This is a genomic window from Streptomyces sp. NBC_01750 (assembly GCF_035918095.1).
Taxonomy (GTDB): domain Bacteria; phylum Actinomycetota; class Actinomycetes; order Streptomycetales; family Streptomycetaceae; genus Streptomyces.
In genome coordinates, this window is record NZ_CP109137.1 from 2,390,307 (window position 1) to 2,415,995 (window position 25,689).

Below are 25,689 nucleotides of genomic sequence, written 5' to 3' on the forward strand. Positions count from 1 at the left end.
GAATCCTCGCGATTCCGGCGGCCTTGCGTACGACCCGTGTTGTCAGCCCTTCTTGGCCGACTCCGCGTCCGCGTCGGTCTTCCCGTCCCCGCCGGCCGTGTCCTGCGCCGTCACGCCGGCCGAGTCCCGCGCTGTCCCGTCCGACGTATCCGCCGGCGTGTCCGCAGCAGAATTGTCGTCCGCGGCATCCGCCTCGGGCTTCGCCACTTCCGACTTCGCCGTCTCCGGCTCGACGATCTCCTCGCGCCCCGGCCGCACCCGCGACGAGATCACGATGTAGGTCACCGCCAGCACGAAGACGACGATCGAGGTCCACACGTTGAGGCGCAGCCCCAGAACGTGGTGCGCCTCGTCGACGCGCATGTACTCGATCCAGGCCCGGCCCACACAGTACGAGGCGACATACAGCGCGAACGCCCGGCCGTGTCCCAGCTTGAAGCGGCGGTCGGCCCAGATGACGAGTACAGCGACACCGACGCACCACAGGGACTCGTACAGGAAGGTGGGGTGGTAGAAGCCCGCTTCGCGGTTGGTCCCCTCGGTGATCTTGAGGGCCCACGGCAGGTCCGTCGGCTTGCCGTACAGCTCCTGGTTGAACCAGTTGCCCCAGCGGCCGATCGCCTGCGCGAAGGCGATGGCCGGCGCGAGGGCGTCCGCCCAGGCCGGCAGCGGAATCCCGCGGCGGCGGCAGCCGATCCAGGCACCGACCGCGCCCAGCGCGATCGCGCCCCAGATACCGAGGCCGCCTTCCCAGATCTTGAAGGCGTCGACCCAGTTCTCACCCTCGCTGAAGTACAGCTGGTAATCGGTGATCACGTGGTAGAGCCGGCCGCCGACGAGGCCGAAGGGCACCGCCCAGACGGCGATGTCGGCCACGGTGCCGGCTTTGCCGCCCCGTGCGATCCAGCGCTTGTTGCCGTACCAGACGGCCACAAAGACACCGATGATGATGCAGAAGGCGTAGCCGCGCAGCGGGAGCGGTCCGAGATGGATCACTCCGGTCGACGGGCTGGGAATGTAGGCAATATCCATGGCAGGACCGACGCTACCCTGCCGGGTGGGACGCGCGGCAACCCACCCGGCAACGTATGGATAACGAGCCGCGGCCCGGCGCGGCTCGTCAGGCCCGTCAGGAGGCCGGAGAAGCCGGGCTCGGCGTCGACCGCTCGGTGCCCGGCTTCTTGCCCTTGTTCGCCTCTTCGACCCACTTCTTCAGATTGGGCGCGGAGATCCGCTCGCCACCCTTGTCCGGGAAGATCGACTCTCCGTTGAGCAGCACGGTCGGCGTGCCGCGGAAGCCGCTGTGCCGGAAGACGGTGTTCGACTTCTCCACCCAGCTGTCGTGCTTGCCGTCCTCGACGCAGCGGCGGAATTCCGGTGTGTCGAGCCCGTCGACCTTGCCCGCGAGCTCGATCAGCCTGCTGTTGTCGCCGAAGGCGTCGTCCGTCTCCGGAGGCTGGTTCTGGTAGAGGACATCGTGGTACGGGACGAACTTCCCGACGTCCTGCGCGCACGCCGCGGCGTTCGCGGCGCGAAGCGAGCCGGCGCCGCCCATGTTCCCGTCGATGATCGTGGCAAGGTGGTACTCGATCTTGACCTGCCCCGTCCGCTCCAGCTCGTGGACGGTGTCCCTGACGGCGGTCTCGAACTGCGCGCAGATCGGGCAGCGGAAGTCCTCCCACACCGTGAGCGTGGACGGGGCGTCGCTCGCGCCCACCGGGATCGCGAGCTGGTCCTTGCCCTGCGCGCCCGCGGGTGCGAGGAGCGAACCGGCCTCGGAGCCGCTCTTCTTCTTCCCGGAGTTGGCGGCGATCACGCCGACCACGGCGGCGAGACCCAGTACGCCCACCACCGCCGCCACCACGATCAGGGTCCGCCGGCGCTTGTCGCGCGCCTTCACCCGCTGACGTTCCTGCTGGAGCCGCTCGCGCGCGGTCTGCCTACGTCCCTGGTTCTTCTCGCTCACATCCCGCAAACGAACCGGGGAGGCATGTGCATGCCTCCCCGGCCCCATATCCACCCGTATGAGCTACGCGCCCCTGCGCACGCCCTTGGCGAGGTCGGCCGCCAGCTCCCGTACCGCCTCAAGGCCCGCGGCCTGGTCCGGCGCGTCGAGCAGCCGCTTCACGAACGCCGAGCCGACGATCACGCCGTCCGCGAAGGAGGCGACCTCGGCGGCCTGCTCGGCATTGGAGACCCCGAGGCCCACGCAGACCGGCAGTGCGGTGGTGGCCCGGGTGCGCCGGACCAGGTCCTGGGCCTGCTCGCCCACGGACGCGCGGGTACCCGTGACACCCATCAGCGAAGCCGCGTACACAAAGCCGGAACCGGCCTCCGTGATCTTCGCCAGCCGTGCGTCCCGGCTGCTCGGCGCGACGACGAAGACGGTGGCGAGGCCATGCTTCTCGGCATGCTCGCGCCATACGCCCGCCTCTTCGACCGGCAGGTCGGGCAGGATGCAGCCCGCGCCGCCCGCCTCGGCCAGTTCGGCGGTGAAGCGCTCGATGCCGTACCGGTCGATCGGATTCCAGTACGTCATGACGAGCACCGGCTTGCCGGTGGCCCCGTGCGCCTCGCGGACCGTACGCATCACATCGGCGATCTTGACTCCGCCGCGCAGCGCGATGTCGTCGGCGGTCTGGATGACGGGGCCGTCGAGGACGGGGTCGCTGTGCGGCAGCCCGACCTCCACGACGTCGGCGCCACCGTCCAGGGCGGCCTTGACCGCCTCGATGCCGCCGTCGACGGTCGGGAAGCCGGCCGGGAGATAGGCGATGAGCGCGGCCCGGTTCTCGCCCCTGGCCTGCGCCAGGGTGTCGCTCAACAACTGAATGTTGCCGCTCACTTCGCGTCCCTCCTGATCTCGGCGTAACCGTTCTCCGCGGAGGCGTCGGCGGCGACCTTCGCGTCCCCCTCCCCGTCGTACAGCCCGAAGTAACGGGCGGCAGTGTCCATGTCCTTGTCGCCGCGGCCGGACAGATTGACGAGGATCAGCCCGTCCTTGCCCAGTTCCCGGCCGACTTCCAGCGCTCCGGCCAGCGCGTGCGCGGACTCGATCGCCGGAATGATGCCCTCGGTACGGGACAGCAGGCGCAGCGCCTGCATGGCCGCATCGTCGGTCACCGCCCGGTACTCGGCCCGGCCGCTGTCCTTGAGGTACGAGTGCTCGGGGCCGATGCCGGGGTAGTCGAGCCCGGCGGAGATCGAGTACGGCTCGGTGATCTGGCCCTCCTCGTCCTGCAGGACGTACGAGCGAGAACCGTGCAGGATGCCGGGCTCGCCCGCGGTCAGGGTGGCCGCGTGCTCGCCGGACTCGATGCCGTGGCCCGCGGGCTCGCAGCCCACGAGACGTACATCCGCGTCCGGGATGAAGGCGTGGAACAGTCCGATCGCGTTGGACCCCCCGCCCACGCAGGCGACGGCCGCGTCCGGCAGCCTCCCGGCCCGCTCCAGAATCTGGCGACGGGCCTCGACGCCGATGACCCGGTGGAAGTCGCGGACCATCGCCGGGAAGGGATGCGGCCCGGCGACCGTGCCGAAGAGATAGTGCGTACGGTCCACATTGGCGACCCAGTCGCGGAACGCCTCGTTGATGGCGTCCTTCAGGGTCCGGCTGCCGGAGGCCACCGGGATGACCTCGGCACCGAGCATCCGCATCCGCGCCACGTTCAGGGCCTGGCGCTGGGTGTCGATCTCGCCCATGTAGATCGTGCACTCGAGGCCGAAGAGCGCGCAGGCGGTCGCGGTGGCCACGCCGTGCTGGCCGGCACCGGTCTCGGCGATGACCCGGGTCTTGCCCATCCGCCTGGTGAGCAGCGCCTGGCCCAGCACATTGTTGATCTTGTGAGATCCCGTGTGGTTCAGGTCCTCCCGCTTGAGGAAGACCCGCGCACCGCCGGCGTGCTCGGCGAACCTGGAAACCTCGGTGAGTGCGCTCGGGCGGCCGGTGTAGTTGACCATCAGGTCGTTGAGTTCCGCGGCGAAGGCGGGATCGGCCTTGGCCTTGTCGTACTCGACGGCCACCTCGTCGACCGCGGCGACGAGCGCCTCGGGGATGAACTTGCCGCCGAACGCGCCGAAGTAGCCCTCGGCGCTGGGAACCTGACCCTCCGGGTCCGGGATGAAGAAGTCGCTCGACATTGCGACGTGCTCCTTGTCGGGGCGTATGCCCCAGAAGTCTGGCTGACACTGGTCACGGTATGCGCACGCGCCGCCGCGGTCCGCTCCTTGCGGACGCGGTGATCGGATCACGGATCACCACCCGGCCACGAACCGCCGTGGCTGCCCGGGGCCGCCGTCGGGTACAACCCGATGCCGACAGCCCCGCTGCTCGCGCGACGGCGGAAAGCCGTACGGCGGACCGGTGATGCCGCACCCGCCGCAACGCCCCCGGGCGGCGAGAAGCCACACGGCGGCGGACGGACAGGCGGGCCGCTTCGGCCGCAGCGGGTCCGGGCGACGAGGAGCGAAGCCGAACGACAGCGGATCAGCGGTACCACCGGCCGCAGCCGCTGCGCGTCCGCGCACAGTGCGCGCGGGGCTCAGGGACGGGCGGTGCCTATCGGCAGTGGTGCGCGGCGCGCGGGCGCCATCGCATGCCGTTGACCTGTCCCGGCTCGGAGCCGATGACATAGCGCACCCGGCGGCCGTGCACCCGGCGGGCCGGGGCCCGGCAGCCACGGGGCTTGCAGCCACGGGCGAGCCGAGCGTAGGGGTCGCGTGCGGCGCTCGCCGCCGGGCTCGTTCCCGGCGCCGCTACGAGCGCCGCTACGAGTGCCGCGCCTCGGGAAGCCGCGCCTCGGGAAGCCGCGCCGGTCCTGGCGCCCCGAGGGGCGCCGGAGTCCGCAGCCGCGGATCCGCACAGGGCCGCGTCCGCCGTCGCCGGGCGCGAAGGCGTCCGGTACGGCGTGGCGGCGGTGCGGGCGGCGGCGGTCATCAGTCGGTCAGCTCCGGCCGTGCCGCAGGGCCGGGTGGGCACCTGCGGCGACCAGGTCGGCGACGGCCGACTTCGGATCGCGGCCGGTGACCAGGGACTCGCCTACGAGCACGGCATCGGCACCGACGTTGGCGTAGGCGATCAGATCGTGCGGACCGCGCACACCGGACTCGGCGATCTTGACGATATGCGCCGGGATCTCGGGGGCGACCCGCTCGAAAACGGTGCGGTCGACCTTGAGCGTCTTCAGATCGCGGGCGTTGACACCGATGATCTTCGCACCGGCCTCGACCGCCCGCTCGGCCTCGTCCTCGTCGTGCACCTCGACGAGCGGGGTGAGCCCGATCGACTCGGCGCGCTCGATCAGCGAGACCAGGGCCTCCTGCTCGAGGGCGGCCACGATCAGCAGCACGAGGTCGGCGCCGTAGGCCCTGGCCTCCCACAGCTGGTACGCGGTGACGATGAAGTCCTTGCGCAGCACCGGGATGTCGACCTTGGCGCGGACCGCTTCGAGGTCGGCGAGCGATCCTCCGAAACGGCGCTGCTCGGTCAGTACGGAGATGACGGCGGCGCCACCCGCCTCGTAGTCGGCGGCGAGCGCGGCCGGGTCGGCGATCGCGGCGAGCGCGCCCTTCGACGGGCTGGAGCGCTTGACCTCGCAGATCACCTTGACGCCCTCGCCACGCAGCGCGGCGACGCCGTCCTTGGCCGCAGGAGCCTTGGCGGCACGTTCCTTGAGCTCGTCGAGGCTGACACGCGCCTGCCGCTCTGCGAGGTCGGCGCGTACGCCTTCAATGATCTCGTCGAGCACACTCACGCGAGCGGCCCCCTTCCGGGACGTGGAGATGGATCAGGATCAGCCATGTCGATGGTATCCGCAGGATGGCCTCGAGCTCGCATCCGGTTGGCGCCCGTCCCACTACCTGGGACTTTACGGAGCCAGCGCAGAGCCGAACGGCAGGTTCCGCACCACGCTGAAGATCAGCAGGACGCCGCCGAGCGACCACCACCAGGCGGGCCCGAGGGTGATCCGCAGGGGCACTCCCCGTACGGCGCGAATCAGCCACATCACCCACACCGCGGCAAAGATTCCATAGCCCACGACTGCCACCGCGTTGGACCCGATGGCGGCGCCCAGATCGCCGTGGATGAAAGCGTGGGCGCTGCGCAGCCCGCCGCAGCCGGGGCAGTAGATCCCGGTGACGCGGAACAGCGGGCAGACCGGGTAGTGGCCCGGTTCATTGGGATCGACCGCGCCGACGTACGCGAAGGCCGCCGCGACGACGGCGAGGGTGGCCAGCGGAGTGGCCAGGCGCCGCGCGAGCGGGGCCTGGCCGGGCTCGCCGGCCCGTGTGGCGGAGGAAGGCATGACGTCCACCCCGTGATTCTCTCCGTTCGTACGGAAAGGCGCAGCTCATACGGAAAGGCGCAGCCCGTTCGCTCGGGCTGCGCCTCGTCGGGCCGGACCCGAGGGCTGCGCCTCGTGGGGCCGGACCGCGGCGTCAGGCGGTGGTCTGAGCCGGTGCGGGCTGCGCCGTCGCCTGGGCGGCGTGGTGCCTGGCCCGCACCGACGCCTCGGACTCCTTCGGCATGCCGAGACCGGCGGCCTTCATGGCCGCGCCGACCACACCGCCGAGCGCGATGACGCCGATACCGGCCCAGAAGCCGAGGGGGTTGGCCGCCACCATGAAGAGGCCTGCGATGCAGAAGCCGATGAACGAGATGGTGACACCGGTCCAGGCGGCCGGGGTGTGTCCGTGGCTGGTGCCCGACATGAATGTGCTCCTCGTCGATGTGCTTGGCTGAGCTGTTGTTCGGTGGTGAGCGCGAAGCTCACCTCTCATTGTCCCGTACGCCGTGGCGCGGCATGACGTGGGGTGCGTCACGCCTCGCGTGTCGGGTCCTCACCGCGGTCCAGAGCCTTCCACAGGTCCTCGGGCCGGTCCGGGTCCACCACCGCGGCCTTGCGCGGCCGTGGGGTGCCGTCGCGCTCGTAGCGGCCCGACATGGCGGGCCACTGCCTGCCGTAGCGCAGCGCGAGCAGCCCGGCGAGCAGGATCAGCAGACCGCCGACCGCGGTCGCGTAGGGCCAGGCGGTGTGGGTGAGCGCGTCCACCGTGGCCGCCGTGTCACCGGTGGTCTGCGCGGCCTTCTCGTCGAGTGCCGCGCTGTCGGAGGCACCGAGGAAGGCGGCGAGGGCCGCGCCGGCACCGCTCAGGGCAAGCAGCGCGGAGACGAGCAGCCGGCCGGCGCTGCGTACCGCGAAGACGGCGACGAGAGCGGCCAGGCCGACGATGGCGAGCGCCGTGGGGACACCGGTGACATCGCTGCCCTCGGCGTCGAGCGGCAGGCTGCCGCCGCCGACGGCGGCCTCGCCCTCGGCCCAGATCTGACCGGCAGCGAGAAGCACGACGACCGCGCCGACGGCGCCGAGGAACAGGGCGGCGGCGAGGCTACGGCGGCTGCTCGTGGCGGCGGAGGCGGCTTCGGCGCGGGGCTGGGGTACGGGTACAGCACTCACGTCCCCCACTATCCCTTACCGTCCCGTCAGCTGTTGAGGCGGTTCGCGGTATGGACGGCGCGCAGCACCGCGGCCGCCTTGTTACGGCATTCGGTGTCCTCGGCGACCGGGTCCGAGTCGGCCACCACACCCGCTCCCGCCTGCACGAATGCCGTCCCGTCGCGGAGCAGTGCGGTGCGGATGGCGATCGCGGTGTCGGAGTCACCGGCGAAATCGAGATAGCCGACGCAGCCGCCGTACAGTCCGCGCCGCGATGGCTCCAGCTCGTCGATGATCTGCATCGCGCGGGGCTTGGGGGCGCCGGAGAGCGTGCCCGCCGGGAAGCAGGCGGTCAGTACGTCGAAGGCGGTGCGGCCCGCGGCGACCTGGCCGGTCACGGTCGAGACGATGTGCATGACGTGGGAGTACCGCTCGACCGACATGAAGTCGACGACCTCGACGCTGCCGGGCTCGCAGACCCGGCCCAGGTCGTTGCGGCCGAGGTCGACGAGCATCAGATGCTCGGCGCGCTCCTTGGGGTCGGCCATCAGCTCGTCGGCGAGGGCCTGGTCCTCCTGCGGCGTCGCGCCGCGCGGCCTGGTGCCGGCGATCGGGTGCACCATGGCGCGCCCGTCCTCGACCTTGACCAGGGCCTCCGGGCTCGAGCCGACGACATCGAAGCCGTGGAAGCGGAAGAGATACATGTACGGCGACGGGTTGGTGGCCCTGAGCACCCGGTAGACGTCCAGCGCGCTGGCGTGGCAGGGCGTTTCGAACCGCTGCGACGGTACGACCTGGAAGGCCTCGCCCGCCCTGATCCGTTCCTTGATGTCCTCGACGGCGTCCTGGTAGTCCTTGCCGCCCCAGAGCGCGGAGAACTCCGGCAGCTCGGAGGGCGGCAGCGCGGCGGGCGCGGAGGCCAGCGGCCGCGAGAGGTCCGCCTCCATGGCGTCGAGGCGGGCGACTGCGTCCGCGTACGCCTCGTCGACGCCGGTGTCGAGGTCGTTGTGGTTGATGGCGTTGGCGATCAGCAGGACGGTGCCGTCCCAGTGGTCGAGCACCGCGAGATCCGAGGTGAGCAGCATGGTCAGCTCGGGAAGCTGCAGGTCGTCGCGCTCGCCGGGCCCGATCTTCTCGAGCCTGCGCACGATGTCGTAGCCGAGATAGCCGACCATGCCGCCGGTGAAGGGCGGCATCCCGGAGGCGAGGTCGTCCGTGGGGGTACCTCCCACACCGCCAGGCGTAGCGGGAGTGTGCAGCGCCTCGACGGTGGTGCGCAGGGCCTGGAGCGGGTCGCCTTCCACCGGTACGCCGACGGGCGGGGTGCCGAGCCAGTGAGCCTGGCCCTCGCGCTCGGTGAGCGTGGCGGCGCTGCGTACGCCGATGAAGGAGTACCGGGACCAGGAGCGCCCGTTCTCGGCGGACTCCAGCAGGAAGGTGCCTTCACGCTCGGCGGCGAGCTTGCGGTAGAGCCCGACCGGGGTGTCGCCGTCCGCGAGCAGCTTGCGGCTGACGGGAATGACACGGCGGTCGGCGGCGAGCTTGCGGAAGGTGTCGAGATCCATGGCGCCCGACCCTACTGGCCCAGAGGAAGGACGTCGGCGTCGAAGCAGGTACGGTCCCCGGTGTGGCAGGCGGCCCCCACCTGGTCGACCTTGACGAGGACGGCGTCGGCGTCGCAGTCCAGGGCGACGGACTTGACGTGCTGGACATGGCCGGAGGTGTCGCCCTTGACCCAGTACTCCTGGCGGCTGCGGGACCAGTAGGTGCAGCGGCCGGTGGTCAGGGTGCGGTGCAGGGCCTCGTCGTCCATCCAGCCGAGCATCAGCACCTCACCGGTGTCGTACTGCTGCGCGATGGCCGGAACCAGGCCGTCGGCGCTGCGCTTGAGCCGGTCGGCGACGGCGGGATCGAGGGAACCTGTGGGGACACTGCTGGTCATAGGGCCATTGTGCCGTGCCCGCCGGGGTCGCCGGACGGTGCGTCCACTGGGCGGACCCCGCGCCGCGGTCGTACCCTGGCGGTCATGTCGACCCATGCGAAGCGTGAACGACTTCTGCTCGCCGAGATGTTGGAATCGGCGGGCCCCGAAGCCCCGACCCTGTGCGACGGCTGGAACACCCGGGAGCTCGCCGCCCATGTGGTGGTCCGGGAGCGGCGGGTGGACGCGGCGGCCGGGATCGTGCTGAGCCCGCTCAAGAGCCGCCTCGACCGGGTGCAGGCCGAGTTCGCCGCGAAGCCCTACGCGGAGCTGGTCCAGCTGATCCGTACGGGACCGCCGCGGATGTCCCCGTACGCGATCAAGCAGATCGACGAGGCGGCGAACACCGTCGAGTTCTTCGTCCACACCGAGGATGTACGGCGGGCACAGCCGGACTGGAAGCGTCGCGAGCTGGACCGGATCTTCGAGAACGCCCTGTGGTCACGGCTGGAGAAGGCGTCCCGACTGCTGGGCCGCAGGTCCCCGGTCGGGCTGGTGCTGCGCCGTTCGAACGGGCAGACGGCGGTCGGGCACCGCGGCACCCCGGTGGTGACGGTGACCGGGGAGCCGAGCGAGCTGACGATCTTCATGTTCGGGCGGCAGGGAGCGGCGCAGGTGGACCTCGAGGGCGACAAGGACGCGATCGCGCGGCTGTACGAGGCCAAGCTCGGGATGTAGCCCGGCGGGGTATGAGCGTGCCGGACCAGTGGCGGCTCGGCGCGGCGGCTGCGCGGCTCGGCACGAGGGGCTCAGCGCGGCAGCTCGGCACGGCGCAGTCCCTCGGAGCACAGTCCGTAGACCGCTCCGAGGGCACAGACGGCCGCACTGAAGCCGAAAACGGGCGCGGTGCCCCACAGGCCGACGGCCGCGCCGGTGACCGGGAAGCTGAGCGGTGCGACACCGAGGCTGAAGAAGGTCGCGACCGAGGTAGGCCGGATCGGTCCGGGTCTGCACTAGGGCGTTGCACAGCGCGCCGCTCAGCCCCGCGAGCAGTCCGATCATCACGGCGACACCGACCGCGGCGGCGATGTGCGCCACCATGGCGAGGACGGCGATCGCCCCGGCGCCGACGATCAGCGCGAGTCCCTGGACGAGTCCGGCGCGCGCGATGCGGCCCCGTACGGCCAGCAGCAGTGAGGTCGCGCCCGAGCCGACGCCGAACCCGGCGAGGATCCAGCCCATGCCGGACGCGCCCCAGCCGCGCTCGTCCGCGAGCAGGGCCAGACCGACGTTCAGCGGCCCGACAAAGCCCAGGTCGCCGAGGGCGATGACGACGAGCAGCGGTGCGAGGACACGGTGGCGGCGGACGTAGCGCAGCCCGTCCGTCAGGTCCCGCAGTGCGGGGGCCTCCGGCCGGCTGTCGTCGGCGGGCAGCGGGGTGATCCGTACGGCGAGCAGCAGCGGCAGGGAGAGGGCGAAGAGCAGCCCGGCCACACCGAAGGCGGTCACCGAGCCGCCGAGGGCGACGGCGATACCGCCGAGCGGGGCGCCGACGACGGTGGCGACGCGTGAGGGGAGTCCGCGCATGCCCTGGATCCTGGCGAGCTGCCCCGGCGGGGCGATCCGGGGCGGCAGGGCACCGACGGCGGGCATGAAGAGCACGTCGAGGACGCCGAAGACCACGGCGACGGCGGCAAGCAGCCAGAGCCCCGGGCTGGACACGAGCAGCAGAGCCGCGACTCCGATGACGATCAGGCTGCGGGCGGCGTCGCTGGCGATGACGACCCGGCGCGGGCCGAGACGGTCGGCGAGGACTCCTCCGCCGAGCATCAGCAGTGCGCGCGGCACGGCGCTGATCGCGAGCACCACGCCTGCCCGTGCCGGGCTGCCGCCTCGGGTGGCGGCCCAGGAGAGGGCGAGGTAGTAGATGGTGTCGCCTACCGCCGAGGCTGCGTACGCGCAGAGCCAGCGCAGCACATTTGCGTCGCGGTACGCGGGGCGCTCGACGGCAGGGCCTATGGCCTTGGTCTGCGCGGCGGACATGGGGAGTTGTTCCGTCCTCTCGGATGCCCCGGGCGTGGAACGGGAAGCCGGCGCGCGGCCGGGCGTGGACGGGATGGGGGTCACGTACGAAATCCGGGCTGAGCCCGAGCGGACCGACGATGGGCCGGGCCGTCATACCGTTCGCCCGTTTCGGGGTCGAACGGCACGCTGACCCGGCCCGTCTCGTCAACGAGCGCGAGTTGCGGGTCAGTTGTCCACGGCTGTCAGCGGACGGGGTGCCCCGCCTCGCGGAGGGTGTCCTTGACCTGGGAGATCCGCAGATCGCCGAAGTGGAAGACCGAGGCCGCCAGGACCGCGTCCGCGCCCGCCGTGATGGCCGGCGGGAAGTCGGAGAGCTTGCCGGCGCCGCCGGAGGCGATGACCGGGACGGAGACGTGCTTCCGTACCGCGGCGATCATCTCGGTGTCGTAGCCGTCCTTCGTGCCGTCCGCGTCCATCGAGTTGAGAAGGATCTCGCCCGCGCCCAACTCGGCGGCCCGGTGGGCCCATTCGACGGCGTCGATACCGGTGCCCTTGCGGCCGCCGTGGGTGGTGACCTCGAAGGAGCCTTCCGGAGTACGGCGGGCGTCGACCGACAGGACCAGTACCTGGCGTCCGAAGCGCTCGGCGATCTCGCGGATCAGCTCGGGGCGGGCGATCGCCGCGGTGTTGACGCCCACCTTGTCGGCGCCGGCCCGCAGCAGCTTGTCGACGTCGTCGGCGCTGCGCACGCCGCCGCCCACGGTCAGCGGGATGAAGACCTGCTCGGCGGTGCGGCGCACCACGTCATAGGTCGTCTCACGGTTGCCGGAGGAGGCCGTGATGTCGAGAAAGGTCAGCTCGTCGGCGCCTTCGGCGTCGTACAGCTTGGCCATCTCCACGGGGTCGCCCGCGTCACGCAGATTCTGGAAGTTGACGCCCTTGACGACCCGGCCGTTGTCCACGTCCAGGCAGGGGATCACTCGGATCGCGAGAGTCATCCGGCACCTCCTCGGTACGCCTCGACCTCGACCTCGACGACCAGGCTCGGATCGACGAAGCCGGAGACGATGAGCATCGACGCGGCGGGACGGACCGTGTCGAAGAGCTCCTTGTGGGCACGGCCGACCTCGTCCACGTCCCGGGCGTGGGTGAGGTACATCCGCGTACGCACCACGTCCTCCCGGCCCAGGCCGAGTTCCTTCAAGGCGTCGAAGGCGACGGCGAAGGCGCAGAGCGCCTGGTCGTAGGGACTGCCGGCGGCGATCTGGCCGCCGACGACCGAGGTGCAGCCGGACACCAGGACCAGGCCGTTCGGCAGCTCGACCGCGCGGGAGTAGCCGAAGGCGTCCTCCCACGGTCCGTCGGAGCCGATGCGCCGTACGGCGGGGGAATCGGAGAAGGGATCGGTCATTCCGCCACCGCCGCGAGGGCCTCTTCGAGGGTGAACGCCTCGGCGTACAGCGCCTTGCCGACGATCGCACCCTCGACGCCCTCGGGGACGAGTGAGGAGATCGCCCGCAGATCGTCGAGTGAGGAGACTCCGCCGGAGGCGACAACGGGCTTGTCGGTCGCCGCGCACACATTGCGCAGCAGCACGAGGTTGGGGCCCTGGAGGGTGCCGTCCTTGGCGATGTCGGTGACGACGTAGCGGGCGCAGCCCTCGGAGTCGAGGCGTGCGAGCGTCTCGTACAGATCGCCGCCGTCGCGGGTCCAGCCGCGGCCGCGCAGCGTCGTACCGCGTACGTCGAGGCCGACCGCGATCTTGTCGCCGTGCTCGGCGATGACCTTGGCGACCCATTCGGGGGTCTCCAGCGCGGCGGTGCCCAGGTTGACCCGGGTACAGCCGGTGGCCAGCGCGGCCTCGAGCGTGGCGTCGTCGCGGATGCCGCCCGACAGCTCCACCTTGATGTCCATGGCGCCGGCGACCTCGGCGATCAGCGCGCGGTTGTCTCCGGTGCCGAAGGCCGCGTCCAGGTCGACGAGATGCAGCCACTCGGCGCCCGATCGCTGCCAGGTCAGGGCGGCTTCGAGCGGAGAGCCGTACGAGGTCTCCGAACCGGACTCGCCATGGACGAGGCGGACGGCCTGGCCGTCGCGGACGTCGACTGCGGGGAGGAGTTCAAGCTTCGGCATTACAGCGTCTCAATCCAGTTGGTCAGCAGCTGGGCGCCGGCGTCGCCGGACTTCTCGGGGTGGAACTGGGTCGCCCACAGCGCGCCGTTCTCCACTGCGGCGACAAAGCGCTCGCCGTGCGTGGCCCAGGTGACCTGGGGCGCGCGGATGGCCGGGTTGGTGACCTCCAGGTCCCATGCGTGCACGGCGTAGGAGTGCACGAAGTAGAACCGGGCGTCGGCGTCGACTCCGGCGAAGAGCCGGCTGTCGTCGGCCGCCTCGACGGTGTTCCATCCCATGTGGGGGACGACCGGGGCCGTCAACGGGCCGACCGTGCCGGGCCACTCGTCGAGCCCCTCGGTCTCGACGCCGTGCTCGATACCGCGTGCGAAGAGGATCTGCATGCCGACGCAGATGCCCATCACGGGGCGGCCGCCGGAGAGCCTGCGGTCGATGATCCACTCGCCACGGGCCTTCTTGAGGCCGTCCATGCAGGCGGCGAAGGCTCCGACGCCGGGGACAAGGAGCCCGTCGGCGTTCATCGCCCTGTCGTAGTCACGGGTGATCTCGACGTCCGCGCCGACCCGGGCGAGGGCGCGCTCGGCCGAGCGGACGTTGCCGAATCCGTAGTCGAGGACGACGACCTTCTTGGACACGGTCATTCCCAGACCCCCTGAATCCGCAGGACACCGGCGACCAGGCACATCGCGGATGCGATACCGAGGAGCACGATCAGGCCCATGGGCATCTTCTGCTTGGAGAAGGAGTACACACCGCCGGCGAGGAAGAGACCGACGACGATGAGGATGGTGGAGAGGCCGGTCATGAGCTTAGAGGGCGCCCTTCGTGGAGGGGAGGATGCCGGCGGCGCGCGGGTCGCGCTCGGCGGCGTAACGCAGGGCGCGGGCCAGCGCCTTGAACTGGCACTCCACGATGTGGTGCGCGTTGCGGCCGTACGGGACGTGGACGTGCAGCGCGATCTGGGCCTGCGCGACGAAGGACTCCAGGATGTGCCGGGTCATCGTCGTGTCGTACGAGCCGATCATCGGCGCCATGTTCTCGGGCTCGGTGTGCACGAGATACGGACGTCCCGAGAGGTCCACGGTGACCTGGGCGAGGGACTCGTCCAGCGGCACGGTGCAGTTGCCGAAGCGGTAGATGCCGACCTTGTCGCCGAGCGCCTGCTTGAAGGCGGCACCGAGCGCGAGGGCCGTGTCCTCGATGGTGTGGTGCGAGTCGATGTGCAGATCGCCCTCGGTCTTCACGGTGAGGTCGAACAGGCCGTGGCGGCCGAGCTGGTCGAGCATGTGGTCGTAGAAGCCGACCCCGGTCGACACATCGACCTTTCCGTGACCGTCGAGGTCGATCTCGACGACGACGGAGGTCTCCTTGGTGGTGCGTTCGGCCCGTCCTACGCGGCTCATGCGCTCTGCTCCTTCTCGCTGCGTTCCTTCATGAGGGCGCGAACCGCCTCGAGGAACGCGTCGTTCTCTGCCGGGGTTCCCGCGGTGACCCGCAGCCACCCCGGTACGCCGTTGTCACGGACCAGCACGCCCCGGTCGAGGATCTGCTGCCAGACCTCGTGGGCGGCCCCTTCGCCGTCGAAGCGTCCGAACTGCACAAAGTTGGCGTCGGACTCGGTGACCTCGTAGCCGATCGCCCGCAGCTCGCCGACCAGGCGGTCCCGCTCGGTCTTCAGCTGCTCCACGTACCCGAGCAGCGTATCGGTGTGCTCCAGCGCGGCGAGCGCGGTGGCCTGTGTGACGGCGGACAGGTGGTACGGCAGGCGCACCAGCTGGACGGCATCGACCACCGCCGGGTGCGCGGCCAGATAGCCCAGGCGCAGACCGGCCGCGCCGAAGGCCTTGGACATGGTGCGTGAGACCACCAGATTCGGCCGGCCCTCGATCAGCGGCAGCAGCGAGGGGCGGTGACTGAATTCGACGTACGCCTCGTCGACCACGACTATCGCCCCGGCAGTGCCGGCCCTGGCCGACTGCGCCGCCTCGTACAGGGCGAGGACGGTGTCGGCCTCGACCGCGGTCCCCGTGGGATTGTTCGGCGAGGTGACGAAGACGACGTCGGGCCGGTGCTCGGCGATGGCGGCCCCGGCGGCCGCCACGTCGATGGTGAAGTCCTCGCCGCGCGGCCCGGAGATCCAGCCGGTGCCGGTGCCGCGCGAGATCAGGCCGTGCATGGAGTACGAGGGCTCGAAGCCGATGGCGGTACGGCCCGGTCCGGCGAAGGTCTGCAGCAGCTGCTGGATGACCTCGTTGGAGCCGTTGGCCGCCCAGACGTTGTCGAGGGCGACCTCGTACCCGGCCGTGCGGGTGAGATAGCGGGCCAGCTCGGTGCGGAGCTCGACCGCGTCACGGTCGGGGTAGCGGTTGAGCTCACGGGCCGCCTCGCGGACGCGTTCGGCGATGCGCTCGACCAGCGGCTCGGGCAGCGGGTAGGGGTTCTCGTTGGTGTTCAGACGTACGGGGACGTCGAGTTGGGGCGCGCCGTAGGGGGACTTGCCGCGCAGCTCGTCCCTGATGGGGAGGTCGTCGATGCCGAAGGTCACTTGCCGGGCGCCTTCCACTCGCTGCGCCGATCCAGTTCGCCTTCGCCGAAACGCGCCTTCAGGGCCGCACCGTGCGCGGGCAGGTCCTCGGCCTCGGCGAGCGTCACCACGTGGTGCGTCACCTCGGCCAGGGCGTCTCGCGTGTAGTCCACAATGTGGATGCCGCGCAGGAAGGACTGTACGGAGAGGCCGGACGAGTGGCAGGCGCAGCCGCCGGTCGGCAGGACGTGGTTGGAGCCCGCGCAGTAGTCGCCGAGCGAGACCGGCGCCCACGGACCGACGAAGATCGCGCCGGCGTTGCGGACCCGGGCGGCGACCGTGGAGGCGTCGGCGGTCTGGATCTCAAGGTGCTCGGCACCGTACGCGTTGACGACCCGCAGGCCCTCCTCGACGCCGTCGACCAGGACGATCGCGGACTGCTTGCCGCTCAGCGCCGGGACGATCCGGTCCTCGATGTGCTTGGTGGCCGCGACCTGCGTCACGAGCTCCTTCTCGACCGCGTCCGCCAGCTCCGTGGAGTCGGTGACCAGCACCGCGGCGGCCATCGGGTCGTGCTCGGCCTGGCTGATCAGGTCGGCGGCGACGTGCACCGGGTCGGCGGTCGAGTCGGCGAGAATCGCGATCTCTGTCGGTCCCGCCTCGGTGTCGATGCCGATCCGTCCGGTGAAGTAGCGCTTGGCAGCGGCGACCCAGATATTGCCCGGCCCGGTGACCATATTGGCGGGGGCGCAGTCCTCGGTGCCGTACGCGAACATCGCGACGGCCTGTGCGCCACCCACGGCATACACCTCGTCGACACCGAGCAGCGCGCACGCGGCGAGGATCGTCGGGTGCGGAAGGCCGCCGAACTCCTTCTGCGGCGGGGATGCCAGCGCGATGGAGTCGACGCCCGCCTCCTGGGCCGGCACCACGTTCATGATCACGGAGGAGGGGTAGACGGAGCGGCCGCCCGGTGCGTACAGCCCGACGCGCTCGACCGGCACCCACTTCTCCGTGACGCGGCCGCCGGGGACGACCTGTGTGGTGTGCTCGCTGCGGCGCTGTGCACGGTGGACGATCCTGGCGCGCCGGATCGATTCCTCCAGAGCTGCCCTGACCTCGGGGTCGAGCTGCTCCAGGGCCTCGGTGAGGGACTTCGCGGCCACCCTCACCCGCTCCAGCTTCACACCGTCGAACTTCTCCGCGTAGTCGATCAGCGCCGCCGTGCCGCGATGATGCACGGCCTCGCAGATGGGCCGCACCTTCTCCAGGGCGGCTTCCACGTCGAACTCGGCACGGGGCAGCAGGTCGCGCAGAGCGGCACCCTCGGGGAGGGCGTCGCCACGCAGATCGATTCGTGAGATCACGGAACCAATTCTCTCAGACCGGAATCCACCGCCGGTCGCCCGTATCACTGGCTGATACATGTCCCAGTACATGTTCATGACCACTAGCGTTCAGTCCGTCACTCAGCGGGAAGAACAGCTGTACGAGCCAAGGAAGCGGAGGAGCGGCAGTGACCGAGCCGCTGGACGACGGGCCTCCGGACGGGCTGAGCCCGACCGAGCTGCAGATGTGGAACGCCTTTCGGAACGGGAGTACGTGCGACCTGAGCGACACCAATCCCCTGCTGAACGATCCCTTCTCCCCACGCCCCTGGGGCCCCGAACGCAGTGTGCGCGCCAATATCGTCGCCCGGCTGCTGCTCAGCGGGCCGGCCGCGCGGCCCGGCCGGGTCGCCGCGCTCAAGCTTCGCGGGGTCCAGATAACCGGGACGCTCAAGCTCGCGGGCGGCAGCGTTGCCCCGTACGTCGAGCTGAACGGCTGCCGCTTCGAGAGCGAAGTGCTCATGCCCGAGGCGCACTTCACCACGGTGCGTATGGTCGGCTGCGCGATCCCGCGGCTCGAGGCGGCCCGGCTGCGTACCGAGGGCGATCTGCATCTGCCGCGCTGCCGGGTGGAGCACGGCATCCGGCTCACCGACGCGCAGATCGGCACGGATCTGCTGATCAACCAGATAAATGTCAGGCCGGACCGGCGCGGCCGCGCGATCACCGCGGACGGGATGTCGGTCGCGCAGGATCTGCAGGCCGAACTGATAGAGACCTACGGCGAGTTCAGTCTGCGCGGCGCGAAGGTCGGGGTCTCGCTGAGCCTGCGCGGCAGTCGGCTGCGGGCGGCGGCGGAGCGGCGTGCGCTCAATGCCCCGCAGCTGAGTGTGGAGCGGACGCTCTATATGACGGGCGCGTGGGTGAGCGAGTCCACGGGCAATCAGGGCGCGACGCCCCCTTTCGGTATCGGCAATACGGCCACGCCGTCCCGCGGCACGCGGCTGCAGCCCTTCGAGTGCCACGGCGGGGTGCGGCTGGACGACGGGCGGTTCGGCGACGCGGTCGACTTACACCGCGCACGGTTCGTCCTGAGCCCGCGCGAGGAACTGTCGCTGCGCAGGATCGTCACTCCGGAGCTGCGGTTCAACGCGGAGCGCCCGGAGGAGGGGCGCGTCGTACTGAACGGCGCGAAGGTGGTGACGCTGATCGACATGGCGGCGAGTTGGCCGGGCCCCGGCGGCCTGGCGATGGGCGGCTTCGTGTACGAAAACCTTGTCCCGTACGAGGAGTTCCCGCTCGGTCGGCGCCTGGACTGGGTGGCGTCGGCGACCCCGGAGTACTCACCGGAGCCGTACGAACGGCTGGCGACCGTGCTGCGCAACAGCGGCGAGGACGCGGACGCGCGCGAGGTGCTGCTCGCCAAGCAGCGCCGCCGACGTGAGACGCTGCCGCTGGCCGCGAAGCTCTGGGGCTATCTCCAGGACTGGACGGTGGCATACGGCTACCGCCCCGGCCGGGCAGCCCTGTGGATGGCTGTGCTCTGGGCGCTGGGCGCGGTCGCCTTCGCGCAGGTGGATCCGGCGCCGATCAAGGTCGACGAACATCCGCAGTGGAATGCCGCGCTGTACGCCCTGGATCTGCTGGTGCCGGTCATCGATCTCGGCCAGGACGGCTACTGGCGGCTGGACGGCGGCTGGCAGTGGGCCTCGGCCGCGCTGATCCTGCTCGGCTGGATCCTCGCGACCACGGTCGCGGCAGGGGCCTCCCGCCTACTCAGACGCGGCTGAACCACCTGCCGCACGGCCTCTTTCTTTACGCTCTCTTGACTTTCGCCAGGACAACCATTCGGCCGCTACGAAAGCTTCACAGCTGCCCTCTGGCGCGCCTTGGACCTGCAGTTTTCAATGGTCCACACCATGTCATTGCTCCGCGCCCTGATCCGTACCGCGCGCATGATCCGTCATACGCCGCAGCTCGCCGACGGCCTGCCGCCGGACGCCGCGGTGCTGCTCGACGCCCCCGACGAGCGGCTGGGCCCGGCGCTGGTCGCGGCCGCTTTCGGCGAGTACGAGCCGGCCGCCAAGCTGCTCGCCACCACGCGCGAGGGCGCCGAGTGGGAGAACCGCGACCGGTACGTCACGCGGCTCGCGACCTTCGCACTGAACCGGGACGAGTGGCTGACAAGCTGGCTCGCCGCCGCGCCCCGCGACCCCGACGCGCTGGTCCTCAAGGCCGAACTCGCGGTCCGCAAGGCCTGGGAGTCGCCCGCGCGCGGCGAGCGGCTGCGGGAGGTCGGGCCGCTGATCGACGCGGCGGCGGACGGGGATGCGAACGACCCCGTGCCGTGGCGCATCTCGCTGGACCACGCGCGCGGGACGCATGCGACACACACGGCCTTCGAGTCGCTCTGGGAGCAGGCGGTGCGCCGCTCCTCGCACCATTACGGCTGCCATGTCGCGGCGCTGCAGTATCTGTCCGCCCAGTGGTACGGCTCACACCGCGAGTGCTTCGACTTCGCCGAGCAGGCGGCGGCGGACGCGCTGCCGGGCTCACTGGTGCAGGCGCTGCCGGTGCGCGCCGCCTTCGCGCAGTTGCTGACCGGGGAGACCACCTCCGTCCAGGACGACCGGATCGACGCGGCGGCGGATCTCGCGATCGCCCTCTCCGCCGACTACGAGGCCGGGGATCCCTGGCCGGCCGAGGTACGCAATCTGCTGACCTACGTTCTGGTGGGGCGCGGGCGGTGGGCGGAGGCGCTGGAGCAGTTCCGGCTGATCGGCCCGTACGCCACGTCCTTCCCCTGGAACTTGGTGACCGACGATCCGCTGGGCCGGTTCCTCGATGCGAGGGACGGAGTACGGATCCAGATCGCCTCATCCATGCCACTGCGTGGACAGGCCGGACGAAGCTGGTCCTTCGGCCATTAGGCTTGACCGTTGTGACCACCGCACGTCTGCCCCTCTTTCCGCTGAACTCAGTCCTGTTCCCGGGCCTCGTCCTGCCCTTGAACGTCTTCGAGGAGCGGTATCGCGCCATGATGCGCGAGCTGCTGAAGACGGACGAGTCCGAGCCCCGCCGTTTCGCCGTGGTCGCCATCCGCGACGGCGGCGAGGTCGCGCCGACAGCGCCCGGCATGCCGGACCCGACCGCGCTGCCCGAACGCGGCCCGGCGGCGGGCTTCGGCTCCGACCCGATCCAGGCCTTCCACCCAGTGGGCTGTGTCGCGGACGCGGCAACGATCCGCGAACGCGCGGACGGCAGCTTCGAGGTGCTCGCGACGGGGACGACGCGGGTCAAGCTTCTCTCGGTCGACGCGAGCGGCCCGTATCTGACGGCCGAGCTCGAGGAGATCCCGGAGGACTCGGGGGACGGCGCGGGCGCGCTCGCCGAGGGCGTGCTGCGGGCCTTCCGCAGCTACCAGAAACGGCTGGCCGGCGCACGTGAGCGCTCGCTGTCGACCGCGGCCGATCTGCCCGACGAACCGTCGGTGGTCTCGTATCTGGTCGCCGCGGCGGCCGTACTGGACACTCCCGCGAAGCAGCGGCTGCTGCAGGCCCCGGACACGGCGACCCGTCTGCGGGAGGAGCTGACGCTCCTGCGCTCGGAGACCGCGGTGATCCGCCATCTTCCGTCGCTGCCCGCGGTCGATCTGACCCGGGCGCCGACGAGCCCCAACTGACGGGAGCAGCCTGCGGTGCCGAAAAAAACCAGGAAGTCCGGCGGCCCCGGGGGCACGCCCGCCACGGTGGCGCTGGCCGCCGCGGGCACGGAGTTCACCGTGCACGCGTACGACCACGATCCGGCATCCTCCTCGTACGGCGAGGAGGCGGCCGAGGCTCTCGGCATCTCCCCCGACCGGGTCTTCAAGACCCTGGTCGCGGACGTCGACGGTGAACTGACCGTGGCGGTGGTCCCGGTGGCAGGCCTGCTGGACCTCAAGGCGCTGGCGGCGGCGGTCGGCGGCAAACGCGCGACGATGGCGGACCCGACGGCGGCGGAACGTACGACAGGCTATGTCCGGGGCGGTATCTCGCCGTTGGGCCAGCGGAAGCGTCTGCGTACGGTCCTGGACGCGTCGGCTTCCGCCCATGCCACGATCTGCGTCTCGGCGGGCCGCCGCGGCCTGGAGGTCGAACTCTCCCCGGCGGACCTGCGGACGCTGACGTCGGCGGTACTGGCACCGATCGGGCGCGCGTAGGGGCTCGACGGGGCGGCTGTCCTCGGCTACGACCGTAGGAACGGTCCGACGGGAGAGGACGGCGCATGTCCAAACGCACCCGCAAACGGAAGTGGCGCATCCGCAAGCACCGGGCGAACCACGGCCGCCGCCCGGCCTGACAGCTCGGGCCGGGGGAGAGCATCCCCGCACCCGCCGCGCGAGGCCGCCGCGCCTTCAGGGGCCCAGAGGACCCCGGGCGTTGTCACCGAAGCGGACGGGCCCGGGGAGACTCCCCCGGCATCACGCCTTGCCGTCCCCCGGCGGCACCCGCCCCGGCGCCCCGTACTGCGAGGGCCACTCCGGTTCCGGGTCCCGCGGACCGAACAGGGCCGTCAGCGCCAGGTGGACCACCATCGCCGCCACCGACCACGCCAGCAGCGCCCCCTTCGCCCTCAGCTCCAGGTACGCGTCGAAGGTCACCCCCTCGCCGACCGCCCTCGCATGCGCGACCACATCGTGCGTGGGGCCGAACCACACACCGATGCCCCACGCCAGCAGCGAGCCCAGCAGTCCGCCCACGGCCAGCGCCACCACCAGCGCGATGCCGCCGCGCCTGCGCAACCAGAAGACCGCCGCTGCGCTGACTGCGCCGAAAGCGAGTGCCAGCAGCACGAACGTACCGTCCGCGCCCACCGCCTCCTCGCCCTCCGTGTCCTTGAGGAAGACCGCCTTGCCGTTCGAGATCAGCGGCACCCGCGGCGCCAGCCAGAGCCACAGCAGTCCCAGTGCCACGCCCAGAATCGCGACGGCCACGAGCACCACGGCCGCGTCCCGCAGGTCGGTCTTCAGCTCGGGATTCTCCTCCGCGTCCGTAGCGTCCTTCGTGTGCAAGGACGCGTGACCCGTCGGCGGCGACCGCCAGGGGCCATTGTCCGGCGAAGGCTGATGAGGCTGGTGGGGCGGTGTCAGAGGTGCGGTCACACCGCCATCGTGCCAGGCGTGCCGGAAGGCCGCCTCACCGGACCGCCGCCCGCCGGTACGCCCAGGTCGCGACCGTCAGCGAGACGACACCGACGACCGCGCAGACCGCAAGATCGAGCCCGACGACCGCCCAGTCCGGATGGTCGTCGAAAGTCCTGGCGAGCGCCTCCACGCCGTATGTGGAGGGCAGCAGATCACGTGCGTACGAGATCGGTCCCGGCAGCCGGTCGGCCGGCAGCACCCCCAGCAGCAGCGCCGCGGACATCCCCAACTGGCCGAGCAGCGTGGCAAGTTCCTGGCGGGGCGCGAGCAGCCCGAGCGCCGCGCCCAGCCCGGCGAGAGCCGCACCGGCGAGCGGGATCACCGCGGCCAGCACCCATAGATGTGTCAGCGGCAACTCGAACAGCACGCTGCCGACCACCGCCGTGACCACCGTGCCGGGCACGGTGAAGGAGGCGTACGCGCCGGCAGCGCCGAGCACCACCGCGGCCGGCGGCACCGGCAGCGTGGCGTAGTGGTCGAGGCCGCCGCTGGCCCGCAGCTGCCCGAAGTACTGGGCGAGCAGATTGAGCGCGACGAAGGCGACGACGAGCACGCTGGACCCCGCGACGACGGCCCGCGCCTCCGCGCCGCCGTCGACGACCCCGCGCATCAGGACCATGATCCCGATCGACTGGAAGGTCGCAACGAAGAGCAGCGGGATCCGGGCGACCCGTGCCCGGGACAGCTGCGCGCGGTACACGGCACCGAGCGCCGGCAGCAGCCGCGCCCGCGGCGCGAGCGGCGCGGCGGCCGCGGGCGCGGCCCCGCTCTCCGCTCGGGTCTGTCCGGCCTGTCCGACCTGTTCGGTCTGTCCGGCCACCGCCTCCGCGCGCACGGTGCTCACGCCTTGACCAGCCCCTTCATCGCGTTCCCGCCGAGCGCCAAGTACACGTCCTCCAGGCTGGGCGTGGCCAGCGTGAAGTCGTCGAGCGCCGCGAACGCCGCGCCGCCCGTCACCGCCGCGACCGCCGCCCGTGCCTCGTCCGGCGCGAGCCTGAGTACCCAGCGGCGCCCGGACTCCTGCGCGGACCCGTACAGCGCGGCGACCTCGGGCACATCCAGCGGTGCCCGCTCGCGCCACACCAGCTCGACCCGTACCTCGCCCGCGACGTGTTCCTTCAGCCCGGTCGGGGTGTCGCAGGCGATGACACGGCCCCGTTCCAGTACGGCGACCCGGTCGAGGACGGTCTCGGCCTCGATGACGTTGTGGGTGACGAGCAGCACGGTCGCGCCGTGCTCCGCGCGCCGCCGGTCGACCGCGGCCCATACCGCTCGCCGGGCGACGGGGTCCATGCCGGTGGTCGGCTCGTCCAGTACCAGCACCGGCCGCTCTCCGACCAGCGTGGTCGCGAAGCAGGCCAGCCGTCGCTGCCCGCCGGACAGCTTCTTCAGGGGGCGCGTGGCGATCCCGGTCAGCCCGAGCTCCTCCAGTACGGCGTCGCGCTCGGCCCGTGCGTCCCGCGCGGACAGTCCGCGCAGCCGTCCCGTCGTCTCGGCGGCGAGCGCGACGGTCAGCTCGTCGAGCGCGGTGGACTCCTGCCCGAGATAGCCGATGAGCCGGGAGGCCCGCTCCGGGTGGCGTACGAGATCGTGGCCGAGCACCTCGACGCTGCCCGCGTCCGGGCGCATCAGGCCGGTGAACTGTCGTACGAGGGTGGACTTGCCGGCGCCGTTGGGCCCGAGCAGGCCGAAGATCTCGCCGCGTCGGACATCGAGACAGATCCCATCGGTGGCACGCACCTCAGGAGTCCCCGGCGTACCCCGCCTGCTGCGCACGGCGGGGTACGTCTTGACGAGATCCCGCACCACGCACACCGTACTCACGAGGTACGAGACTACGGGGTCCGGCCGCCCGGAACGTCCTCGGGCCCCGGCTACTGCCGTGCCGTCGCGACGCTACTCACCCGCCGGCGCATGCTCGGCGGCCGCCCGTACGTCGATCTCGCGCCAGAATCCGGCCCGGATCGCATAGCGGTCGTGCTCGTCGATCTGGTCGTCCTTGTGCGCCAGCAGCCCGAAGCGGGCCGCGTACCGCAGCAGTTCACCGTCGATGCGGTGCGGGATCCGCGGGTACATGGTGGACAGCTTCTGCACATGGCTGGACTCCGGCAGCCGTTCCATCCAGCGCCGGGCGAACACCTGTCCGACCTCGAAGGGGTCGCCGCCGACCGTGGTGATGTCCTCCTCGCGGTCGGCCCAGCGCTGCTCGGCGCTGGTGAGCTGGGCCAGTGTCGGCAGCGACGCGGTCTCCGCCGGTTCGCCCAGCGCGCCGCCGTTGCCACCGGGGCGCTCGACCCAGCCCTTGTCGGAGGACCAGCGCAGGGTGGCGCTCGTCGGCTGCGGTCCGGTGAGCGGGCTCGGCGCGCGCAGGCTCGCCAGGTCCTTGGGGGTGGGGACGCCCTTGGTGGAGGCGGTGACCGGAGCCTCGACGCCGTTCTCGGAGGTCGCGGGCTGCGATCCGTTGTGTACGGCCTCGGCCGACCGCTCCTGCGAAGCGGCGAGCGCCGACTCGGGCAGCGGCGCGGAGAGGATCGCCGCGATCTCGGGGCGGGGCACGGGCGGCGGCGCGCAGATGCCGGTGAGCTCCTTGGGTCGCACGGCCCTGGTGATCCACACCCGGTCCAGCACCCGCCGCTCGTCGGCCTCGGCGACCAGATCCTCGGACTGGTTGTAGTCGCCGTCGGCGGCCTGCACCGCCCAGAGATGCACGGCCACGCCGTGCTCCTTGGCGGACATCAGCCCGGGGAGCAGGTCTCCGTCCCCGGTCACCAGCACGACGTCCGAGCAAGCGCGATTTCTGGCCAGCTCGGTGAGCTCGGCGTGCATGGCCGCGTCCACGCCCTTCTGCGCCCAGCGGCCGTCGCTGCGGGTCAGTGCGCCGAGCCTGACCGTCACCCGCGGCATGACGCGCAGCCGCCGGTGCTCCGGCTGCGGTACGCGGTCGGGGGCGCCGTCGAACCAGTAGATACGCAACAACGGTCGCTGGGTATCGGCTTCGGCGAGGTCGCGCAGGCCCTGGATGAGGGCGGCGTGGTCGACGGTGATCCGGGAACGCGCCGGTTCTCCGGCGAGAAGGCTCGCGGCAGCGCCCAGTAGATATCCGGCGTCCACCAGGACAACGCAGCGGTCCACGCGTT

Annotated in this window: 27 protein-coding genes and 2 pseudogenes; 5 read left to right on the forward strand and 24 right to left on the reverse strand. The window is 71.3% G+C overall.

All coding sequences use genetic code 11. From position 1 onward, the window contains the following. Positions 1-42: 42 nt before the first annotated feature. The 11 genes and pseudogenes from lgt to hisI all read right to left on the reverse strand — a co-directional run bounded on the left by lgt (position 43) and on the right by hisI (position 9,378). Positions 43-1,032: a prolipoprotein diacylglyceryl transferase gene (gene lgt / locus OG966_RS10850; RefSeq protein WP_326649293.1), complete on the reverse strand. Its 990-nt coding sequence runs from the start codon at positions 1,030-1,032 to the stop codon at positions 43-45. 97 nt (positions 1,033-1,129) lie between these two features. Then, positions 1,130-1,966, reverse strand: coding sequence for a DsbA family protein (locus tag OG966_RS10855; protein WP_326649295.1), 837 nt, complete (start codon positions 1,964-1,966; stop codon positions 1,130-1,132). A gap of 63 nt (positions 1,967-2,029) precedes the next feature. Continuing rightward, positions 2,030-2,845, reverse strand: a complete 816-nt coding sequence (gene trpA / locus OG966_RS10860; RefSeq protein WP_326649296.1) for a tryptophan synthase subunit alpha — start codon at positions 2,843-2,845, stop codon at positions 2,030-2,032. Continuing rightward, complete coding sequence (gene trpB / locus OG966_RS10865; RefSeq protein WP_326649297.1) at positions 2,842-4,140, reverse strand: tryptophan synthase subunit beta; 1,299 nt, start codon at positions 4,138-4,140, stop codon at positions 2,842-2,844. The genes trpA and trpB overlap by 4 nt, the downstream gene beginning before the upstream one ends. 418 nt (positions 4,141-4,558) lie before the next feature. Then, positions 4,559-4,750: pseudogene (gene trpM, locus OG966_RS40785) on the reverse strand (tryptophan biosynthesis modulator TrpM); the annotation flags it as partial. 193 nt (positions 4,751-4,943) lie between these two features. Then, positions 4,944-5,753 carry an indole-3-glycerol phosphate synthase TrpC gene (gene trpC / locus OG966_RS10875; protein ID WP_326649299.1) on the reverse strand — a complete coding sequence of 270 codons (810 nt, stop codon included), beginning with the start codon at positions 5,751-5,753 and terminating at the stop codon, positions 4,944-4,946. 114 nt (positions 5,754-5,867) lie between these two features. Further along, positions 5,868-6,305, reverse strand: coding sequence for a DUF2752 domain-containing protein (locus OG966_RS10880; protein WP_326649300.1), 438 nt, complete (start codon positions 6,303-6,305; stop codon positions 5,868-5,870). Positions 6,306-6,438: 133 nt separating this feature from the next. Continuing rightward, on the reverse strand, positions 6,439-6,711 hold the full coding sequence (locus OG966_RS10885) for an HGxxPAAW family protein (RefSeq protein WP_326649301.1): 273 nt from the start codon (positions 6,709-6,711) through the stop codon (positions 6,439-6,441). Positions 6,712-6,818: 107 nt separating this feature from the next. After that, positions 6,819-7,466 carry a TIGR02234 family membrane protein gene (locus OG966_RS10890; protein WP_326649302.1) on the reverse strand — a complete coding sequence of 216 codons (648 nt, stop codon included), beginning with the start codon at positions 7,464-7,466 and terminating at the stop codon, positions 6,819-6,821. A 17-nt stretch (positions 7,467-7,483) separates the two neighbouring features. Beyond that, entirely contained in the window at positions 7,484-9,001 is a 1,518-nt protein-coding gene (locus OG966_RS10895) for an anthranilate synthase component I (RefSeq protein WP_326649303.1), read from the reverse strand. Between the two features lie 11 nt (positions 9,002-9,012). Then, positions 9,013-9,378 (reverse strand): phosphoribosyl-AMP cyclohydrolase, encoded by a 366-nt coding sequence (gene hisI, locus OG966_RS10900; protein WP_326649304.1) that lies wholly within the window; start codon positions 9,376-9,378, stop codon positions 9,013-9,015. A gap of 84 nt (positions 9,379-9,462) precedes the next feature. Between hisI and OG966_RS10905 the strand changes: the two genes are divergently transcribed. Further along, a complete protein-coding gene (locus OG966_RS10905; protein ID WP_326649305.1) occupies positions 9,463-10,095 on the forward strand; it encodes a TIGR03085 family metal-binding protein in 633 nt (210 codons plus the stop codon). 71 nt (positions 10,096-10,166) lie between these two features. On the opposite strand, the pseudogene OG966_RS10910 reads toward OG966_RS10905, so the two are convergent. From OG966_RS10910 to hisD, 9 genes and pseudogenes are all read right to left on the reverse strand, one after another. Beyond that, a pseudogene (locus OG966_RS10910) lies at positions 10,167-11,400 on the reverse strand (MFS transporter). 224 nt (positions 11,401-11,624) lie between these two features. Further along, positions 11,625-12,380 carry an imidazole glycerol phosphate synthase subunit HisF gene (hisF, locus tag OG966_RS10915; protein ID WP_326649306.1) on the reverse strand — a complete coding sequence of 252 codons (756 nt, stop codon included), beginning with the start codon at positions 12,378-12,380 and terminating at the stop codon, positions 11,625-11,627. After that, entirely contained in the window at positions 12,377-12,793 is a 417-nt protein-coding gene (locus OG966_RS10920) for a RidA family protein (RefSeq protein ID WP_326649307.1), read from the reverse strand. The genes hisF and OG966_RS10920 overlap by 4 nt, the downstream gene beginning before the upstream one ends. After that, positions 12,790-13,515 (reverse strand): bifunctional 1-(5-phosphoribosyl)-5-((5-phosphoribosylamino)methylideneamino)imidazole-4-carboxamide isomerase/phosphoribosylanthranilate isomerase PriA, encoded by a 726-nt coding sequence (gene priA, locus OG966_RS10925; RefSeq protein ID WP_326649308.1) that lies wholly within the window; start codon positions 13,513-13,515, stop codon positions 12,790-12,792. Before priA ends, OG966_RS10920 begins: the two co-directional genes overlap by 4 nt. Further along, entirely contained in the window at positions 13,515-14,156 is a 642-nt protein-coding gene (hisH, locus tag OG966_RS10930; RefSeq protein WP_326649309.1) for an imidazole glycerol phosphate synthase subunit HisH, read from the reverse strand. The genes priA and hisH overlap by 1 nt, the downstream gene beginning before the upstream one ends. Next, on the reverse strand, positions 14,153-14,320 hold the full coding sequence (locus tag OG966_RS10935) for a hypothetical protein (protein ID WP_326649310.1): 168 nt from the start codon (positions 14,318-14,320) through the stop codon (positions 14,153-14,155). Before OG966_RS10935 ends, hisH begins: the two co-directional genes overlap by 4 nt. A 4-nt stretch (positions 14,321-14,324) precedes the next feature. Further along, positions 14,325-14,918: an imidazoleglycerol-phosphate dehydratase HisB gene (gene hisB / locus OG966_RS10940; RefSeq protein ID WP_326649311.1), complete on the reverse strand. Its 594-nt coding sequence runs from the start codon at positions 14,916-14,918 to the stop codon at positions 14,325-14,327. Beyond that, positions 14,915-16,060 carry a histidinol-phosphate transaminase gene (locus OG966_RS10945; RefSeq protein WP_326649313.1) on the reverse strand — a complete coding sequence of 382 codons (1,146 nt, stop codon included), beginning with the start codon at positions 16,058-16,060 and terminating at the stop codon, positions 14,915-14,917. Before OG966_RS10945 ends, hisB begins: the two co-directional genes overlap by 4 nt. Continuing rightward, positions 16,057-17,406 (reverse strand): histidinol dehydrogenase, encoded by a 1,350-nt coding sequence (gene hisD / locus OG966_RS10950; RefSeq protein WP_326649315.1) that lies wholly within the window; start codon positions 17,404-17,406, stop codon positions 16,057-16,059. Before hisD ends, OG966_RS10945 begins: the two co-directional genes overlap by 4 nt. 149 nt (positions 17,407-17,555) lie before the next feature. Between hisD and OG966_RS10955 the strand changes: the two genes are divergently transcribed. The 4 genes from OG966_RS10955 (at position 17,556) to ybaK (ending at position 21,568) form a co-directional block, all read left to right on the forward strand. After that, positions 17,556-19,157 carry an oxidoreductase gene (locus tag OG966_RS10955; RefSeq protein ID WP_326649316.1) on the forward strand — a complete coding sequence of 534 codons (1,602 nt, stop codon included), beginning with the start codon at positions 17,556-17,558 and terminating at the stop codon, positions 19,155-19,157. A gap of 117 nt (positions 19,158-19,274) precedes the next feature. Further along, positions 19,275-20,297, forward strand: a complete 1,023-nt coding sequence (locus OG966_RS10960; protein ID WP_326649318.1) for a hypothetical protein — start codon at positions 19,275-19,277, stop codon at positions 20,295-20,297. A gap of 11 nt (positions 20,298-20,308) precedes the next feature. After that, positions 20,309-21,049, forward strand: coding sequence for an LON peptidase substrate-binding domain-containing protein (locus OG966_RS10965; RefSeq protein ID WP_326649319.1), 741 nt, complete (start codon positions 20,309-20,311; stop codon positions 21,047-21,049). 15 nt (positions 21,050-21,064) lie between these two features. Next, a complete protein-coding gene (gene ybaK, locus OG966_RS10970) occupies positions 21,065-21,568 on the forward strand; it encodes a Cys-tRNA(Pro) deacylase (protein ID WP_326649320.1) in 504 nt (167 codons plus the stop codon). 261 nt (positions 21,569-21,829) lie between these two features. Here ybaK and OG966_RS10975 read toward each other — a convergent pair whose 3' ends face one another. The 4 genes from OG966_RS10975 to OG966_RS10990 all read right to left on the reverse strand — a co-directional run bounded on the left by OG966_RS10975 (position 21,830) and on the right by OG966_RS10990 (position 25,684). Beyond that, a complete protein-coding gene (locus OG966_RS10975) occupies positions 21,830-22,510 on the reverse strand; it encodes an ABC transporter permease (RefSeq protein WP_326649321.1) in 681 nt (226 codons plus the stop codon). A gap of 34 nt (positions 22,511-22,544) precedes the next feature. Beyond that, positions 22,545-23,273: an ABC transporter permease gene (locus OG966_RS10980; protein ID WP_326655158.1), complete on the reverse strand. Its 729-nt coding sequence runs from the start codon at positions 23,271-23,273 to the stop codon at positions 22,545-22,547. Positions 23,274-23,392: 119 nt separating this feature from the next. Next, positions 23,393-24,367, reverse strand: a complete 975-nt coding sequence (locus OG966_RS10985; protein WP_326655159.1) for an ABC transporter ATP-binding protein — start codon at positions 24,365-24,367, stop codon at positions 23,393-23,395. 81 nt (positions 24,368-24,448) lie between these two features. After that, positions 24,449-25,684, reverse strand: a complete 1,236-nt coding sequence (locus OG966_RS10990) for an NYN domain-containing protein (protein WP_326649322.1) — start codon at positions 25,682-25,684, stop codon at positions 24,449-24,451. Positions 25,685-25,689 lie beyond the last annotated feature (5 nt).